The sequence below is a fragment of the Sporolactobacillus shoreae genome, assembly GCF_004684935.1.
Taxonomy (GTDB): Bacteria; Bacillota; Bacilli; order Bacillales; family Sporolactobacillaceae; genus Sporolactobacillus; species Sporolactobacillus shoreae.
Genome location: NZ_SRJD01000001.1, coordinates 297689 through 313963 on the forward strand (window position 1 = coordinate 297689; position 16275 = coordinate 313963).

The following is a 16275-nucleotide window of genomic DNA, read 5'->3' on the forward strand; positions in this document are numbered from 1 at the left end:
TAATCGATTGTTGATCGTTTTTAGGGTGTTGACTGTATGACAGAGTCCATGAGTGTGTGGACTCCTTTTAAATCACTTTTGTTTATAATCCACATGGGACAACGATTCAAGCATTGAAATCGATAAACCATCTGACGTCTGACACGATTGGTCCTGATCAGAAACTTTATTTGAAATAATCGAGCCCCCTTGGAACTGAAGGGGGAATACATAAATATGCTAATATCTCTGCGTTGAACGTCTGACTGAAATGAGTCTGGAGACTCCTTATAATGCTTAAAGATAATGTAATATCCTTTACTCTCATACCATCGTATATTTAATAAAACAAAATATTGGCTTGGATCGCACTCCTCGTTGTAAAGTTATCTTGTAACCCGAAAAATTAATGCCATGTTAAAGCGGGGAGGATTAAGCGTGGAAAAAAGAAAACTTGGTAAGACAGGACTGGAAGTTTCAGCTCTGGGACTGGGCTGTATGGGAATGTCTGAGTTCTACGGAACGACAGACGATAAGGAATCGATCCGAACGATTCTTTATGCACTCGAATTGGGTCTGGATTTTCTGGACACGGCGGATATGTATGGCAATGGTGTAAACGAGAAACTGATTGGGCGGGCTATCAAGGGCCACCGTGACCAGATTATTCTGGCCACTAAGTTTGGAAACGTCCGTGACGAGACAGGTGCTTTTCTAGGGATCAATGGACGTCCGGAATATGTAAAAAAAGCTTGTGATGCTAGTCTGAGGCGCCTCGGTGTTGATTATATCGATCTGTACTATCAGCATCGCGTAGACACGGATACGCCGATAGAAGAAACAGTAGGTGCCATGTCTGATTTAGTGAAGGCGGGGAAAATCCGTTACATTGGTCTCAGTGAAGTTTCCGCGGAAACGCTTAAAAAAGCGAATAAGGTTCATCCGATTGCTGCTGTACAAACGGAGTATTCCTTATGGTCCAGGGATGTAGAAGACGAAATTTTGCCTGCCTGCCGGGAACTGGGTATCGGGTTTGTTTGCTATAGTCCACTGGGAAGAGGTTTTCTCACTGGACAAATTAAAAAGTTTGATGATCTCGCGGAGGATGATTTCCGGCGCTATTCACCGCGATTCCAGGGAGAAAATTTTCAAAAGAATTTGCAGCTTGTGGATCGCATTCAGGCAATAGCTCAGGAAAAGAATTGCAAAGCTTCGCAGCTGGCCTTAGCCTGGTTGCTTGCACAGGGCAAAGATATCGTTCCTATTCCCGGAACGAAAAGAATAACCTATCTGGAAGAAAATTTGGGTGCCGTTGATATCCGGTTGACGGAAGAAGACTTGAAACGGATCAATGAAGTCATGCCGAATGGAGCTGCCTCAGGAGAACGTTATCCAGAAGACGGTATGAAAAAAGTCAATCTGTGAATTAATACGGCTGCTATCTAAGGCCAAATAACGAGAGGTATCAGTCAAACCCGATTGATGCCTCTTGTGTTCTGATTTCAAGAAGAAGTGATCGTCCGTTTATTAATTGTAAAACGAACATAAAGGGAGATTAGATAATATGTCCCTGCGTACGGTTGGTATGCTGTTGTTCAATGAGGTGGAAGTATTATGTATGATTGGAAGCTATTGAAAATAATAACTTACAAGTTTCATTCTGCTTTTTGTGCACTCGCCCATTGTATGTAAACGGATCATTACAATAAGTAACGAGAGAGTAATCCTATCAGTATACCTATAACAGCGGAGAGTAAGAACTTTTTCGTGATTTTTATTACAATTGCCGTCGAAATACAACTTATAAGGACAGGAAATGAAAGGTCAAGATGTCCCTCTGATGGAATGAAAATCTGCTTCACAATCAGAGCAGATATAATAGCAATCGGCACATAATTAAAATAAAGGCGTAAAGCGGGGCGCATTTTTCGTCCAGCCATAACTTCCACACCGATAATCCGGGACAGATACGTGGAAACAGCAAGTGCTCCAATTAACATCCACTGATTAAGCATGCTTTGACCTCCTCTCTATATAAAGACCCACAAGGGGTGCAAGAAGGCCAGTAATGATAATGGTTAGTTGATTACCCGGTGCAAAATATTCAAGCACGATGGAGATAATCACCGCTGCAAGCGCGGTTCCGATGATCGGTTTCCCTTTAAGACCAGGAACAAGCAAAGCTGCAAAGGTAACCGGAAAAGCGAGATCCAATCCCCACTTTTGCGGATCCATTTGATTGCCCATTAAAGCGCCAAGAAGTGAGGCGAAGATCCAGGCGAAGTAGAAAAGACTTGCGACAACTGCAAAATAGAGCGGGTCCGGTCCCACTTTTTTAAATCGTGAACTGGCTAAAACGAAAGGTTCATCCGACACTCCAAATGCAAGCAGCCTTTTCCATTTCTTGGACGGAGCGAGTCCTTCGGCAAGTGCCGCGCCATATAGCAAATTACGTAAATTGAGCAGTAGTGTCGTCAGAAGCACACTAATCAGACCTGCACCGCCAGCCAGCATAGCGACCGTGACCAATTGCGCAGATCCGGAAAACACCAAAAGAGACATGGCAACTGCTGTGACAACGCTGAATTTGGCTTGTACCGCTAGTACGCCGTAGGATAGACCATATGTCGCGATCGCAATTGCGAGCGGCAAAGCTTCCATAAAAGCTGATTTTATCGTTTCTTTTTTGTTATCCAAGTTGTCTCATCCCTTATCCCTTTATTTGATTTTGTTCGACTAAGTCAGGTTATTCATTTGGTGTAAAGGAAACGAAATAATAGTATAATATAATTAACTTATTTGTTTATTATAATATGAAAAATTGGTTTAGTATAGTTTAATTTACTATTAGTAAATAATAATATTTTGAAATGAGTATGAGGAGGAAGGAAAAAATGAATGCCGAAAACCCTTGGGAAGAAGGCGATGCAGGGAAACGCATTGGAGTAAACCTGCGGCAAATTCGATTGAATCAGGGATTTAGCATAGAGAATCTGGCTCAAAAAATCGGGGTTAGCAAGTTAACATTGATCAAGATCGAACGTGGAGATGCAAACCCCACATTGTCGGTCATCTGGAAAATCGCTAATGGTTTAAAAATCCCGGTAACCGCTTTGTTATCTATTGAATCAGATGTCTCTATTAGCAGGAAGAAGGATGGGTTGAAACTGAGCAGCTCAAATGATGTATTTATCGCGGAGCCTTTGTTTCCTTCTCATGGCATGTTTGAACTTTATCGAGGGTACTTGCAGCCCCAGGGAGAATATAGTTCAGAACCACATCAGTCAGGAGTTATGGAATACGTTACCGTTATGTCCGGTCGATTGATGATGGAAGTGGATGGCGATACTTATGATTTGAACGAGTATGACTCCATTCGTTTTAAAGGTGATCGTCCTCATAAGTATGGCAACCCCACCTCTTCCTTAACGATTTTACACTTTGTCATTTCTTATCATAATCTTTAACTAAAAATCACCGTCCTTTTTATAGGGACGGTGAATTGTTACTTCATTTATTAACTGTCTACAACACGAAAGAAGCAACTTCTTTCGCATGAAGATAGGTTGTATCAAATAATGTGACTGGGCTATCTTGTTGTTTGATGAGCAGAGGTATTTCAGTGCAGCCAAGAACGATACCTTCTGCACCTTGAGAAACGAGTTTATCAATGATCCTTAAACACTTATCTTTTGAAGATTGTGAACAAATACCCTTGCAAAGTTCATCGTAAATCATATTGTGAACAACCAGACGATCATTTTCATCGGGAATAATCGTTGAAATACCGTGTTTTATCAAGCTATCTTTATAAAAACTCTGCTCCATTGTAAATTTTGTGCCGAGTAAGCCGACTTTCGTTAATCCTTGTTTCTGAATGGCTTTGGCTGCCGCGTCCGCAATATGAATCAGCGGGACGGAAACGGCGGCTTGCACTTCCGGTGCCATTTTATGCATGGTGTTTGTGCAGATGACAAGAAGGTCCGCTCCCGCTTTTTCCAGTTTGATGGCCGCCTGGACCATGAGATCCGTTGCTTTTTCCCAGTCTCCTGCTTTTTGAAGAGTGGCAATCTCATCGAAATCAAAAGAATACATGAAGCATTTGGCGGAATGCAGACCACCCATTCTCTCTTGTACCATTGTATTTATATAGCGGTAGTAATCTACTGTTGACTCCCAGCTTAATCCGCCGATCAACCCAATTGTTTTCATAGAGACAATCGTCCTTTGTATTTTTACTAAATACTAGCATGGTATACTGGCATTTAACAGGTCCAATTATTAAAAATTTCAATAATAATTAATCAGGTAATTGAGTGTGCCGTTTATCTGTGTCAATCGCAATTGAAAAAAGTCTGACACCACTGGCTAAGTAAATTTATGAGCAAATTTTCAGAGACGTTCTGAGTCGGGATGAAAAAAATAGGGGACTTATGGCTTCATAAGGTCCTCTATCAAGATGGTTCTTCGTCTTGAAAGTTCATAAAAACAATTTGTGGTCACAGACTCAGTTATGATGAATATTTCTTCAAGACAAGAACTGCATTATGTCCACCGAAACCGAAAGAGTTGGAGAGTCCAATCTTCAGTTCCTTTTTACGAGCGACATTCGCGGTATAGTCCAGATCACATGCAGGATCTGTCTTTTCTTGATTTATGGTCGGAGGAATGATGTTTTCCTGAAGGCTTTTGATCAGGGCAATGGCTTCCACACCCCCTGTTGCGCCAAGCATATGTCCGGTCATTGATTTGTTTGCCGTGATCGGAATGTCGTATGCTTTTTTACCAAACAAATGCTTAATGGCTGCAGTTTCGGACAAATCACCCGGTTTCGTACTCGTCGCATGTGCACTGATCACGTCGATTGTGTCAACTGATACTTCAGCATCGTCTATGGCTTTCTTCATCGCCAGGTATGCACCTTTTCCTTCGGGATCAGGAGCAACCATATTATAAGCATCTGAGCTGGCACCATAGCCAATCATCTCAGCATGAATGGATGCCTTTCTGTTTAAAGCGTGGGTCAAAGATTCCAGAATAATGATGCCTGCACCGTCAGCCATGACGAATCCATCTCTGCCTGCATCAAAGGGCCGGCTCGCTTCCTCTGGATGATCGTTTCTGGCGGATAGCGCGGTCGCATTCTCGAAACCTGCTAATGAAAGTTCTGTAACTGCAGCTTCTGTTCCGCCGGCAAACATGACATCCGTTTCACCGTCTTGAATGAGTTTATATGCTTCACCAATCGATGTATTGCCAATCGCGCAGGCGGTTACGGGTGACATCGAGGGACCCAATGCCTGCCATTTGATACTGATTTCGGCAGCCGCCATATTTGCGATCATCGTTGGCACCAGCAACGGACTGACTCTCCGTGGGCCACGTTCTCGCAGCTTTTCGGCATTGCTCAGCAAGGTTTGAATGCCACCAATACCCGAACCCACGTATACACCCATCCGATCAGGTTTAACCATACCAGAATCAAGCCGAGCATCATTCCAGGCTTGTGCAGCTGCTGCCAGTGCATAATGGCAGAAGGGGTCGAGTCTTCTTGCGTCTTTTTTCCCAATTAATTTTGCTGCATCAAAATTCCTTACAAGGCCGGCGATTTTCGTTTTATAGAGCTCTGTATTGAATGTATCTATTTTGCGAATACCTGATTTTCCGGTGACTAAATGATTCCAGAATGTTTCTACATCGTTTCCTATTGGAGAAATGACTCCCATCCCAGTAACGACAACTCTTTCCAATCCCAGCTCCCCCTTAAACTAATTGATGATCTTCCATTTTATTTTTACTCCAAAGTTATCCTATTACAAGTTGTCTTTTATACTGGTATAATTGATAACAGAATAAGATGCAGTGAGGGATGAAACATGAGTGACAAAGTAAGACATGAAGCTCTTTCAAGTTTTTTAAAAAAGAAACGTGCTTTAATTTCACCCCAGTCTGCAGGTTTCCCAATAGGAGTCAGGCGCAGAACACCAGGACTCAGGCGGGAAGAAGTCGCTCAATTAGCAAACGTTAGTACCACCTGGTATACCTGGCTGGAACAGGGAAGGGATATCAAGGTTTCATCGATCGTATTGGACAGTGTTTCTTCCGCTTTACAACTGACTGAAGACGAGCGGACATATCTTTACAATCTGGCACTTGATGTAAATGCAAAACTCTTACCAAAAAAGACGATACAAACAAAGATAAACCCATCTTTGAAGACGATATTAAAAGCACTGAACTATTGTCCGGCTGTCGTTACTGACCGCTATTGTCAGATTGTCGGCTGGAATGCTGCGGCTGCCTATGTTTTTCTTGATTTTGAGCAGATTCCGATTGATCAGCGCAATCTGATTCGCCTGCTGTTTACTCGAAAGGAACTGAAATCCCTTGCTGTCAATTGGGGACACTTTGTCAGAGGATTCCTTGCTATCTTCCGTGTCTATTATGGGCGGTATGTAGAAGATGAATGGTATAAACAGTTTATTGATCATATGAGCCTGCTGCACCCTGAATTTCAGCCGCTTTGGCAGCAGAGTGAGGTCAATACCGCTCCTGATGTACTCATTGAATTCAGGCATTCAAAAGCCGGTAAAATGGAATTTAATCTAACATCCCTTGAGGTACAGGGAAACGCTGATTTGCGTCTCAGTATTTATACACCAGTGCCAGAAACGTCAACAGAGAAAAAGCTAAGAGAATTTGTGCACTAATTACATGGCTTCATTTGCTTGCCTATCTTGGATTTCCTATTTGAACTCTTTTGAATCGATCAGATAGCAAATTTTATATGCCAAAAAAGGCATCACCTGATTAATAGGCGATGCCTTTCTAAGTATTAACCTTTGGCCTGTTCTAACAGTTGGACCAGTTTTTCACGGTTAACTCTGGCGCAATAGGCAGGGGTTCCATTTTCAAACCTGAAACCCTCGTGAAGCGTTCCGGCGTCATAAACATCAAAGCCAATGGACTGAATCAGATCTATAACCGTCCTTTTTGCAGCCGCATCATCTCCGGCAATTGGGAGTGTACGGCGCTGTGGATCGTCCTCAGGCCAGGCAGTTGTCTCAATGTCCGCTGCATAAATGGAGTTAAATGCCTTGACCACGTGAGATTGGGGCAGGTGCTTTGCAGTCAATTCACTGGTTGTCGTCGAACCGTTGTCCAGTTCCTGAATGTGACCGTCCCGCTGCGGGTAATAATTCATCGTATCAATCACCGTTTTTCCGACAAGTGGCTCGACCGGAACTTTTGGAAGAGCAAACAGTGGTACCGTGACCACTACGATTTCACCTTCACGCGCTGCCTCTTCTGCCGTAGTTGCCGTTGCCTGAGGGCCGAGTTCCTCAACCAAGTCTGATAAGGTTTCCGGACCGCGCGAATTTGACATCACGACTGAATGGCCAGCGCGAATCACACATTTTGCTACTGTTTTACCAATATTACCACTGCCAATAAAACCAATTTTCATTTTTACACTCTTCTCTTATTAAAATTCTTCATATCTTGCAGGGTCCTGATCAAAGGTTCGGCCATCCGGTCGGCTCAGCGAGGCAATGGTCTGCATCTCGCTTTCACTCAACTCAAAATCAAACACAAACAGATTCTCTGCCTGTCGCTTTGGAGAAGAAGATTTCGGCAAGGGAAGTGCCCCAAGCTGAAAATGCCAGCGCAAAATAATTTGTGGAATCGATTTATGATGATTTTCAGCAATCTTCAGGATTGCTTGATCCTGTAATAAGTTATTGGCCCGCCCTAGTGGACTCCATGATTCGGTTAATATTCCATGCTCCTGGTCCCATGCGCGCTGTTTCTCTTGAGAAAAATAAGGATGCAGTTCAACCTGGTTCACACTCGGTGTTACACCAGTTTCATCAATAATTCGTTCCAAGTGTTCCGGCAAAAAGTTGCAGACACCGATGGATCGGATCAGGCCCCATTTTTTTGCATCAATGAGTGCTTTCCACGCTTCAACATACAGATCCTTGCTCGGGTTTGGCCAGTGAATCAAATACAGGTCATAATAATCAAGCCCGGCGCGATAAAGGGATTCCTGAATCGTCGTCAGCGCTTCATCATAGGAGTGGTGCCTGCCAGGCAGTTTTGACGTAATTCGAAGCTGTTCCCGCGGCACGGAACTCCTGCGAATGGCTTCGCCAAGCGCACCCTCATTCTCGTAATTAAACGCAGAATCAAGCAAACGATACCCCGTATCAATGGCGCTCACGATTGAGTTGACCCCGGCAGCACCGTTCAGCTTATAAGTTCCAAAGCCTATGGCCGGAAGTGTCAATCCGTCATTGAGTGTAATTTCAGGTATTGCAGTCACAGTGATCACTCTCCTTTTTATGCATCCCAAGTTTAGCATTACAGATTAGCGGTGTCGAAGAAAATGGCTCTGATTGGTATTTTCATATTTTCCAGTCAGTGCCAGGAACTTAGATAGCTTTTTAATCTCTGCAGAAACGTTGTTCTGGGCGGCCGTCCCTGTCTCTGGCGCCTGATTTTGTCCTGCCGGTTCCACTCCACACCGCTTGCCAATGTAATCAGTGCAAACCCTCCAATGACAAGGTAAAACCACCAGGGCAATTCGATCCAGATATGCCGCCTGTTATAGAGCAGACTGATCAGCAGCGCAACAATACCGACAAAAAAGTAAGCTTTATATTTTAAGAGAAATCCGATGATCGTCCCTACCAGTGCCACAATAGCGAAAGTGAGTAATGTCCATGTGCCTCCGGTAAAAAGGGCGAGCAACATTAAGCGCAGATAGACAAGGCCTGCCGCCGACCATTCAATCCACGGCATTTTTTCAATGATGTTCCATAACCTGCGGCTGGATACCGAAATAATTAAAAGCAATAGAGCGAGAAAGAGTACATTGTTAATAAATGATGGAAATGGGCTTTTTTCAAGTGCAATGGCCGCGGGCCAAAGCAGAAGAATAAGGGCTCCGTTCAGCCATAACTTACTTTCAAGAGCACTTGTACTTCGACGTGAAATTAATAAGCAATAAGTAACAGACAGGCATGCTGCAGACAACTTGCCAAGGAAAAGAGCATGATTCGCCATAAAACCATAAAAGGCGAGCAAATAAATGAATGATGTGATCAGCTCATAATTAATCGAGAACGGTATGGTTTTCTTCTGAATCTGAAAAACAGAGGTCCGCTGCCAGAGCGACAGTAGGAGTAACGAAACAGAAGCAAACAGAAAAGCTGTTGTTTTCCATACAAAAGTGGCGGTATCGAAATTTCCCCAGAGCAAAAGCGACAGGAACACCATAGGTAGGAAAACCCAGTCTTTATAGCGATACAAATACATAAAAATCAGCAGCAAAATGACTGCGGTGACTCCGATCAGTGTATCGAGAATGAATGCAGCATGCCATGATGTATTGACCGCTGCCAGAGCGGAAAGGGAAAGAGTAACCAGAATGAACAGATGCAGGATTCTCCTCCATTCTTTGAATAGAAACCAAACGATGAGTTCAACGGCTGCAGTGAGCGCTAAGGCATCAATCAGTATATCCGTCAGCTGCAGCTGGTACAGAATACGCAGCCACCAGAGAAAAATCAATGAGAATACGAGATGGCTGAAAATATATTTTTGATGGATTTTTATTGATTTCCAGGCAAACCACGTAAAACCGGCAACCGGGATGATCATCCAATAAAATTGATCACTGAATGTGGTGATGACAGACAAACCAAGAAAAATCATTGCCGGACCAAAGGCCGTTTTTCGTCCTGCCTGATTGGTTCTAAGAATAAACAAGAAGATGATTAATGCGGTAAGTGGAACACAGTGCCAGAAACTAATCGTTGTTATAAACCAATAGCTTCGTATATTTTCTAAAAAACCTAAAATGAGTAGGGATGAATAATAGCCGGATATGCTGCGAAATATGGAATTCTTTGTTTTAAAAGTATAATAAATGTAAGAAGCGGCCGAGATAGCTGAGACAACAGGGAAAGCGGGTTCGGCCATAAAGCTGATCCATGTAAGGGTAATAACAGGCAGCATAAGCGTGTGTGCGAGCCAGTAGTAAACTGCGTAAGGGATTGGCGTCTTTTTTTGCTTGAGAAGAATACTTACAGCCGCGGATCCTAAAGCTAAGGCCTCGATAAAAAGAATGATCCAGGTATCGGAGATTCCATGAAATTCAAGCAGCCAGGCCAGGTAAAGCAAAGCTGCTCCTGTGAACACTCCATGAAAAATCTGCCATAAAGCTTTAGCTTTTTGTGCACTGGTCGTAAAAATAACGGACAGAGCCGATCCGAAACACAGAATAATAAATGCGGGGACATTGGGATGATCCATTATGGATATGAGATCAAGAAGACCTATGGCGTAAAAGCTTCCGCTCGTATAAAGTATCGTTGAATGATATGAACGGTATTCTGTACGCTGAATCACAATTCTGTAGATCAACAGAGCCACACTGACCAAGACGAGCTGAACATAAGTCGGCCAAGTCTCCGGAAATAACACAATCAGTACAATCCCAAGCCACGCCGGGTTAGAATGTCCTGCCCATTTCCTGACTATCCCGGTTTTCAGACCGCAGGTCAAAAGCAGAATGACCCAGGCTGCTGCGCCCCACAGCGCCCACTCCCCGTTTGTAATCAGATTGAAGGAAGAGAACAGGCTGATAAAAAAGACACCTCCTGTCAATATAGGGAGTGATACCCGATATTTTTCTGAAAGATGAGCCCCCTGTTTCGACAGATATAATGAAGTGTAGAGGAGCAGACTGATCAGCATCAGGGTGCGTAACTGGGCAGTCAGAGAAAATCCATAAATGATATATGCATTGACTTCAATCAAGTAAAAGTTAAGGATGGCCATATAAGGAAACCATGGTTCACGATGTTTTTTTGCCAGATCGATTAAGAGGACATCTATGACCGACAAGGATAAGAGTGAGATTCCGAACGAATTACCTGGAAAATAAGCTAACGGGTTTATAAGTGTGTTATAGGCCGTAATAATAAGCGTCCAGAAACAGAGGGAAGCCACATTGAAATTTGTGTAGATGCGTTTCCATGTTGTACTGGAGATTCGCTGCATCACGATTTCTCCAAAGAGAGTATACAAGATCAAGAGGATCGTCCACAAACTTACTCTTTCAGCATAATCATTGGCAAAAAAAGTTGCCTGCAGAAACCCTAATACATAAAAAAACAAATATCCCGCATGATAGCCTCTCGACAACTTTTTAAAAATACACCATGAAAAGGCACCTGACAAAATGAGGGTGACCGTGATGTAACTGATGCCTGATTGCCAGAATATCAGGGCCAAAAGGGCATTCATGCCAATGATGCACTGGGTGAGTATCTTTTCATTTTTTGGAGAAAATTCGAAAAACTTTGAGCGGCGCGCTGCCAGCCAGAATTGAAGCACTGCGAGCCATACCATTCCTGCCAGATTGATCAGTATCAACCAGGCGGTCAGCTGATGTGTAACAAAGTAGGCAGCAAAGCACAGGGCACCATAAACAGATAACAAAGAAAGACCCTCAAAAATGCGTGAAACATACCGTTTAGCGATCCATCTATAGATGAGTACAAACAGGGACGAAGCAATAAAACCAAGCAATGAAGCGCCATAACCATTAAGTGACAAATAGCTGCCTAATAACTGATAGTAAGAGGCGCAGACAACGACTATAGGAAGGAACAGTGCAGAAAGTGTTGTGAAAGCGAATGCAGTTTGGCGTATGTTGAGCTTTCTCGCAATGTAACTCATGATCAAGAAAAGAATTGAAACGGAAAGGATGCTCATCATTTTAACAAAAGCATTCATGCTGCCCCAATTGGTCGTGGCCAGAATCAATCCACCAAGCAAGAGAAATGACACGCCGAGAATCAGGATCAGTGTCAGATTTCTTTCACGGATCTGCTCTTTTGTCAGTGGTGTTCTGACCGGAAGTTTTCTTTTGGTGGGATTAAAATTGGTCCCTGTCTGTCCGTTTGACTGAGCCGCATTGTCAGCAGTTTTTAAAGCAGCGGAAACGGGCTCCAATTTACCACCGCTTCCAGGTGTGGCAATTTCAGCTTGGAGATTTTTCAGGTTCGTGTCGTATTTTTCATAGGCTCTCCGGATCATTTCCTCGTCATGACTCGTAATATAACCCTTTTTTAGCAGCGTTTTCAGTTCGATTAAAAAAATTTGTTTGCGTTTTTCCCGCTCATCCACACTCGTCCGCCTCCATTTGAAGGATGCTATTCAGTTCTGTTTGAGTCACTTAAAAAGCACTCTTCCCTAAGTATCTTTCTTCAACAATGTAGCGTCAATTATTTTCATCATAAATTAAGAAAACACTTTCAATGGTGCTTTCTTTTCTGATCAGTATTGTGCGCAAGGACATCGTGTTTGGCAGATCTTATGGTTTCTTCAAGAAAAGAAACGTCCTGTGCTATACTGGGTATAAACATTCTATCGCAAGGAAATCATTGATTATTAGGAGTTTATGACTTTATGAAAGATAAGCTGGTGGTCCTTGTCGGGCCGACCGCAGTCGGTAAAACAAAACTAAGCATTGAACTTGCGAAGCATCTTAATGGTGAAATTGTTAATGGTGATGCTTTCCAAATATACAGGGGGATGGATATAGGGACAGCCAAAGTTTCTGTTGAGGAAGCCGGGGGTGTGCCGCATCATCTGGTCGACATCCGCGACCCCGGAGATAATTATTCAGCCGCCGAGTATCAGCGTGATGCTCGCCGGGCCATTCACGGGATCGCTGAACGGAGGAAGCTTCCGATCCTTGTTGGTGGCACTGGATTTTATGTCAAAGCTGCGGTCTATGATTATCATTTTTCGGCCAATGGATCAGATCCGGCATATCGAGCGGAATTAGAAGAATTCGTGGATCGGGAGGGAGCGACTGCTCTTCATGCAAAGCTCCAGGCTGTCGATCCATCATCTGCAACCAAAATTCATCCTAATAATACTGTAAGGGTGATCCGAGCTCTTGAAGTATTTCACGAAACAGGGAAACCCTTCAGTCTACAACAGCCGGACGAGAAGCCTTTGCCAATCTTCGATACGGTGTTTATTGGCTTGACAATGGGCAGGAATCTTTTATATCAGAGAATTGACAGTAGGGTGGATCAGATGATTGCAGAGGGGCTGCTCGATGAGGTTCAACTTCTCTATTCCCGCGGACTGAAGGATGAGCAGGCCCTTCAGGCTATCGGTTACAAGGAATTTTTCCCGTACTTTGAAAACAAGTGTTCTTTGGAGCAGGCTGTTGAGAGGTTGAAACAGAATTCGCGGCACTATGCGAAAAGGCAGTTTACCTGGTTCCAGGGACAAATGGATGTCCAGTGGTTTGATATGAGCAGCGCACTGGATCAGTTTAACGAGAAAGCGGGTGAGATCATTCATTTTGTTAAGGAACGTCTCAAACGTTCATCATCCTCTTGATTATTTGCGGAGAGCCTTTGCAAATGATGGAAAATTAAAATATAATCATGTTGAGCGATCTTTCTGATTGGACAGAATTTTCCTTCTCAGAAATAAGTCATTCGCATTTTTTTTGCAGGAAAGTTGGATCAAAAATCGAAGTATCTTTACTAGAGAGAAAAGAGGAGGAATAAAATGAAACAGTCGATCAATATTCAGGATACCTTTCTGAACCAATTGCGCAAGGAAGGAACGTTCGTGACTGTTTTTCTGGTCAGCGGCTTCCAGCTTAAAGGAAAGGTCAAGGGTTTTGACAATTTTACCGTCCTTTTGGACAGTGAAGGCAAGCAGCAATTGATTTTTAAACATGCGATTTCAACTTTTACACCATCAAAACCGGTGAATTGGACAAATCAGGACGAAACATAATAGATTTGGGGAGGCAGCGGTGAGCTGTCTTTCTTTCTTTTTAAGCTCTTCTTGGTTCTTCCTTCTGAACGGCCGCGGGCAGTCATAAAATGATGGAGTTCACAGATGTTTTTTACATGGATTCTGCTCATGAATCACGGCGATGTCCGGGCTTGCCTGTTTCGGCATAGCTGATGTCGCTGACCGACAGTCAAAGAAGCGGGGTGGTTGGAAAGATGCGGGAGGCTTACACATATACGCAGAACAGCCAAATTAATGTGGTTTTTAACCGGAAAGAAGAAAACAGAGTGGCTGCGCCCTTTCCTATGGATGAGAAAGTAAGCCATGCGCCGCTTGAAAAACTGGAGTCGTCGCTCGATCAAATGGTTGGCATGAGTGACGTTAAGAAAATGATCAAAGAACTTTATGCCTGGCTATATGTCTATAGAAAACGTGAAGAGGCGCAGTTGAAAGTGGGGAAGCAGTCTTTTCATATGCTATTCAAGGGGAACCCGGGGACCGGGAAAACCACGGTCGCCAGGCTTCTCAGCGATTTGTTCCGCGAGATGGAGATTTTGCCAAAGGGGCAACTGGTTGAAGCTGAACGGGCAGATCTTGTTGGTGAATACATTGGTCAGACAGCGCAAAAAACAAGAGACTTGGTTAAAAAATCTCTGGGTGGTGTTCTATTTATTGACGAAGCCTACGCTTTGGCGCGCGGCGGAGAGAAAGATTTCGGCAAGGAAGCCATTGATACGCTTGTTAAACAAATGGAAGATCACAATACAGAATTCATTCTCATTCTGGCCGGTTATTCTGACGAGATGGATGATTTTCTAGAGATGAATCCAGGTCTTCCTTCGCGGTTTCCGATGATCTTTACCTTCCCGGACTTTTCTGGGGATGAACTGTTGCAAATTTCCGCCCAGATGATCGAAGATAGGGAATACAGGATGACTGCGGAAGCGCGAAAAAGATTATCTCGCCATTTAAATCAGAAAATACTTGAACACGACGCCCATTTCAGCAACGGACGCTATGTCCGTAATCTGATTGAAAAAACGATACGCCGGCAAGCTGTGCGCTTAGTCAGAGAAGTCAGATTCGACCGGGAGTCTCTTCTGACCATCCGGGCCTGTGACCTGGCGACCGATGATGACCGTTTTCTTTTAAACGGAGAAGATACATTAAATGACGTTTAGAGAGAGAGGAATTTTATGGAAAATGTGATACTTGCGGGCTGCCAGCTGCCTGGCCAGACGGATGATCACTTTGAATCATCGCTTCATGAGCTTGTGGCCCTGACAAAAACAGCAGGCGGGCAGGTTGTCGGCGTACTGACTCAGAAAAGGCAGCAAATTGATTCCGCCACATATATCGGGAAGGGAAAACTTCAGGAGCTTGAAGCTTTGGAAAAACAGCTTGGCGCAGAAACAATTATTTTTAACGCAGAGCTTTCCCCAGGACAGCAAGGACGGCTAAGCAGTATTCTATACGCAAAAATACTTGATCGTACTCAGCTCATTCTGGACATATTTGCCATGCGGGCGCGTTCAAAAGAGGGGAAGCTTCAGGTCGAACTTGCTCAGCTTCAATACTTGCTGCCGCGACTGAGCGGCATGGGCCAGTCACTGTCAAGGCTTGGCGGAGGAATAGGTACCAGAGGGCCTGGTGAAACCAAGCTTGAGACGGACCGCCGTTACATCCGTAACCGAATGAAAGACATCGGTCTTCAACTTCAGAATGTGGTGAGTCATCGTCAGCGTTACAGGGATCGGCGGGTAGACCGTAATCAGTGCCAGATCGCTCTTGTTGGTTATACAAATGCGGGAAAATCGACGCTGTTCAATCAGCTGACATCCGCACATACATATGAAGAAAATCAACTGTTTGCAACGCTGGATCCTCTGACGCGAAAACTCAGGCTGCCTGACGGTTTTACCTGTCTACTCTCCGACACTGTCGGGTTTATTCAGGATCTACCGACACAACTTGTAGCTGCATTCCGTTCGACACTTGAGGAGGCGGCCGGTGCACAGCTGATTATTCACGTGATTGATGCTTCAGATCCGGATTTACTCATTCATGAACAGACCGTTCGGGAACTAATGACGGACCTTGGAGCCGATCAGATTCCTGTTTTAACTTTATACAATAAGAAAGATTTACTGCGCACAGCGTTTATCGCGCCTAAAGATGCGATTCTAGTCGCGGCGCGAGACAGCGCTGATCGTCAGCTTATCTTAAACGCCATTGAGGATTTCCTGATTCTTCAAATGGCCCCTTACCGATGCAGAATTCCTGCCTCGTCTGGTTCACTCTTGAATGATATTACAAAGTATTCAATACTCAAAGAACAAAGGTATATCGAAGAAACGCAGTCATATGAAGTGGCGGGTTTTATCTATCCGGAAACACCTCTGGGCTCAAAACTGTTAAAATCCAGTGACGGAGAAGATGGGGAGAATTAATCAT

Annotated in this window: 14 protein-coding genes; 7 read left to right on the forward strand and 7 right to left on the reverse strand. The window is 43.9% G+C overall.

What is annotated here, in order from left to right; genetic code table 11:
• Positions 1-417: 417 nt before the first annotated feature.
• Positions 418-1404 (forward strand): aldo/keto reductase, encoded by a 987-nt coding sequence (locus tag E4665_RS01410; RefSeq protein ID WP_135347008.1) that lies wholly within the window; start codon positions 418-420, stop codon positions 1402-1404.
• Positions 1405-1679: 275 nt separating this feature from the next.
• On the opposite strand, the gene E4665_RS01415 is transcribed toward E4665_RS01410, so the two are convergent.
• Together E4665_RS01415 and E4665_RS01420 are read right to left on the reverse strand one after the other, a co-directional pair.
• Positions 1680-1994 carry an AzlD domain-containing protein gene (locus tag E4665_RS01415; RefSeq protein WP_135347009.1) on the reverse strand — a complete coding sequence of 105 codons (315 nt, stop codon included), beginning with the start codon at positions 1992-1994 and terminating at the stop codon, positions 1680-1682.
• Positions 1987-2676 (reverse strand): AzlC family ABC transporter permease, encoded by a 690-nt coding sequence (locus E4665_RS01420; RefSeq protein ID WP_135347010.1) that lies wholly within the window; start codon positions 2674-2676, stop codon positions 1987-1989. The genes E4665_RS01415 and E4665_RS01420 overlap by 8 nt, the downstream gene beginning before the upstream one ends.
• A 197-nt stretch (positions 2677-2873) precedes the next feature.
• On the opposite strand from E4665_RS01420, the gene E4665_RS01425 reads away from it, so the two are divergent.
• Complete coding sequence (locus E4665_RS01425; RefSeq protein ID WP_135347011.1) at positions 2874-3446, forward strand: helix-turn-helix domain-containing protein; 573 nt, start codon at positions 2874-2876, stop codon at positions 3444-3446.
• Between the two features lie 58 nt (positions 3447-3504).
• Here the strand turns inward: E4665_RS01425 and E4665_RS01430 are convergent, their stop codons facing one another.
• Positions 3505-4191, reverse strand: coding sequence for an aspartate/glutamate racemase family protein (locus tag E4665_RS01430; RefSeq protein ID WP_135347012.1), 687 nt, complete (start codon positions 4189-4191; stop codon positions 3505-3507).
• Positions 4192-4490: 299 nt separating this feature from the next.
• Positions 4491-5729 (reverse strand): beta-ketoacyl-ACP synthase II, encoded by a 1239-nt coding sequence (fabF, locus tag E4665_RS01435; protein WP_135347013.1) that lies wholly within the window; start codon positions 5727-5729, stop codon positions 4491-4493.
• Between the two features lie 126 nt (positions 5730-5855).
• Between fabF and E4665_RS01440 the strand changes: the two genes are divergently transcribed.
• On the forward strand, positions 5856-6689 hold the full coding sequence (locus E4665_RS01440) for a helix-turn-helix transcriptional regulator (RefSeq protein WP_135347014.1): 834 nt from the start codon (positions 5856-5858) through the stop codon (positions 6687-6689).
• A 125-nt stretch (positions 6690-6814) separates the two neighbouring features.
• Here E4665_RS01440 and E4665_RS01445 read toward each other — a convergent pair whose 3' ends face one another.
• The 3 genes from E4665_RS01445 to E4665_RS01455 form a co-directional block, all read right to left on the reverse strand.
• Entirely contained in the window at positions 6815-7447 is a 633-nt protein-coding gene (locus tag E4665_RS01445; protein WP_135347015.1) for an NADPH-dependent F420 reductase, read from the reverse strand.
• 18 nt (positions 7448-7465) lie between these two features.
• The gene (locus tag E4665_RS01450) at positions 7466-8305 is read right to left on the reverse strand and encodes an aldo/keto reductase (RefSeq protein WP_135347016.1); all 840 of its coding nucleotides are present in this window, start codon (positions 8303-8305) and stop codon (positions 7466-7468) included.
• Between the two features lie 95 nt (positions 8306-8400).
• Complete coding sequence (locus E4665_RS01455; RefSeq protein WP_135347017.1) at positions 8401-12180, reverse strand: hypothetical protein; 3780 nt, start codon at positions 12178-12180, stop codon at positions 8401-8403.
• Positions 12181-12462: 282 nt separating this feature from the next.
• On the opposite strand from E4665_RS01455, the gene miaA reads away from it, so the two are divergent.
• The 4 genes from miaA (at position 12463) to hflX (ending at position 16271) form a co-directional block, all read left to right on the forward strand.
• Complete coding sequence (gene miaA, locus E4665_RS01460) at positions 12463-13413, forward strand: tRNA (adenosine(37)-N6)-dimethylallyltransferase MiaA (protein ID WP_135347018.1); 951 nt, start codon at positions 12463-12465, stop codon at positions 13411-13413.
• A gap of 174 nt (positions 13414-13587) precedes the next feature.
• On the forward strand, positions 13588-13821 hold the full coding sequence (gene hfq, locus E4665_RS01465; RefSeq protein ID WP_100487826.1) for an RNA chaperone Hfq: 234 nt from the start codon (positions 13588-13590) through the stop codon (positions 13819-13821).
• A 215-nt stretch (positions 13822-14036) separates the two neighbouring features.
• Positions 14037-15002 carry an AAA family ATPase gene (locus tag E4665_RS01470; protein ID WP_135347019.1) on the forward strand — a complete coding sequence of 322 codons (966 nt, stop codon included), beginning with the start codon at positions 14037-14039 and terminating at the stop codon, positions 15000-15002.
• A 15-nt stretch (positions 15003-15017) separates the two neighbouring features.
• A complete protein-coding gene (gene hflX / locus E4665_RS01475; protein WP_135347020.1) occupies positions 15018-16271 on the forward strand; it encodes a GTPase HflX in 1254 nt (417 codons plus the stop codon).
• The last annotated feature ends 4 nt before the right edge of the window (positions 16272-16275 follow it).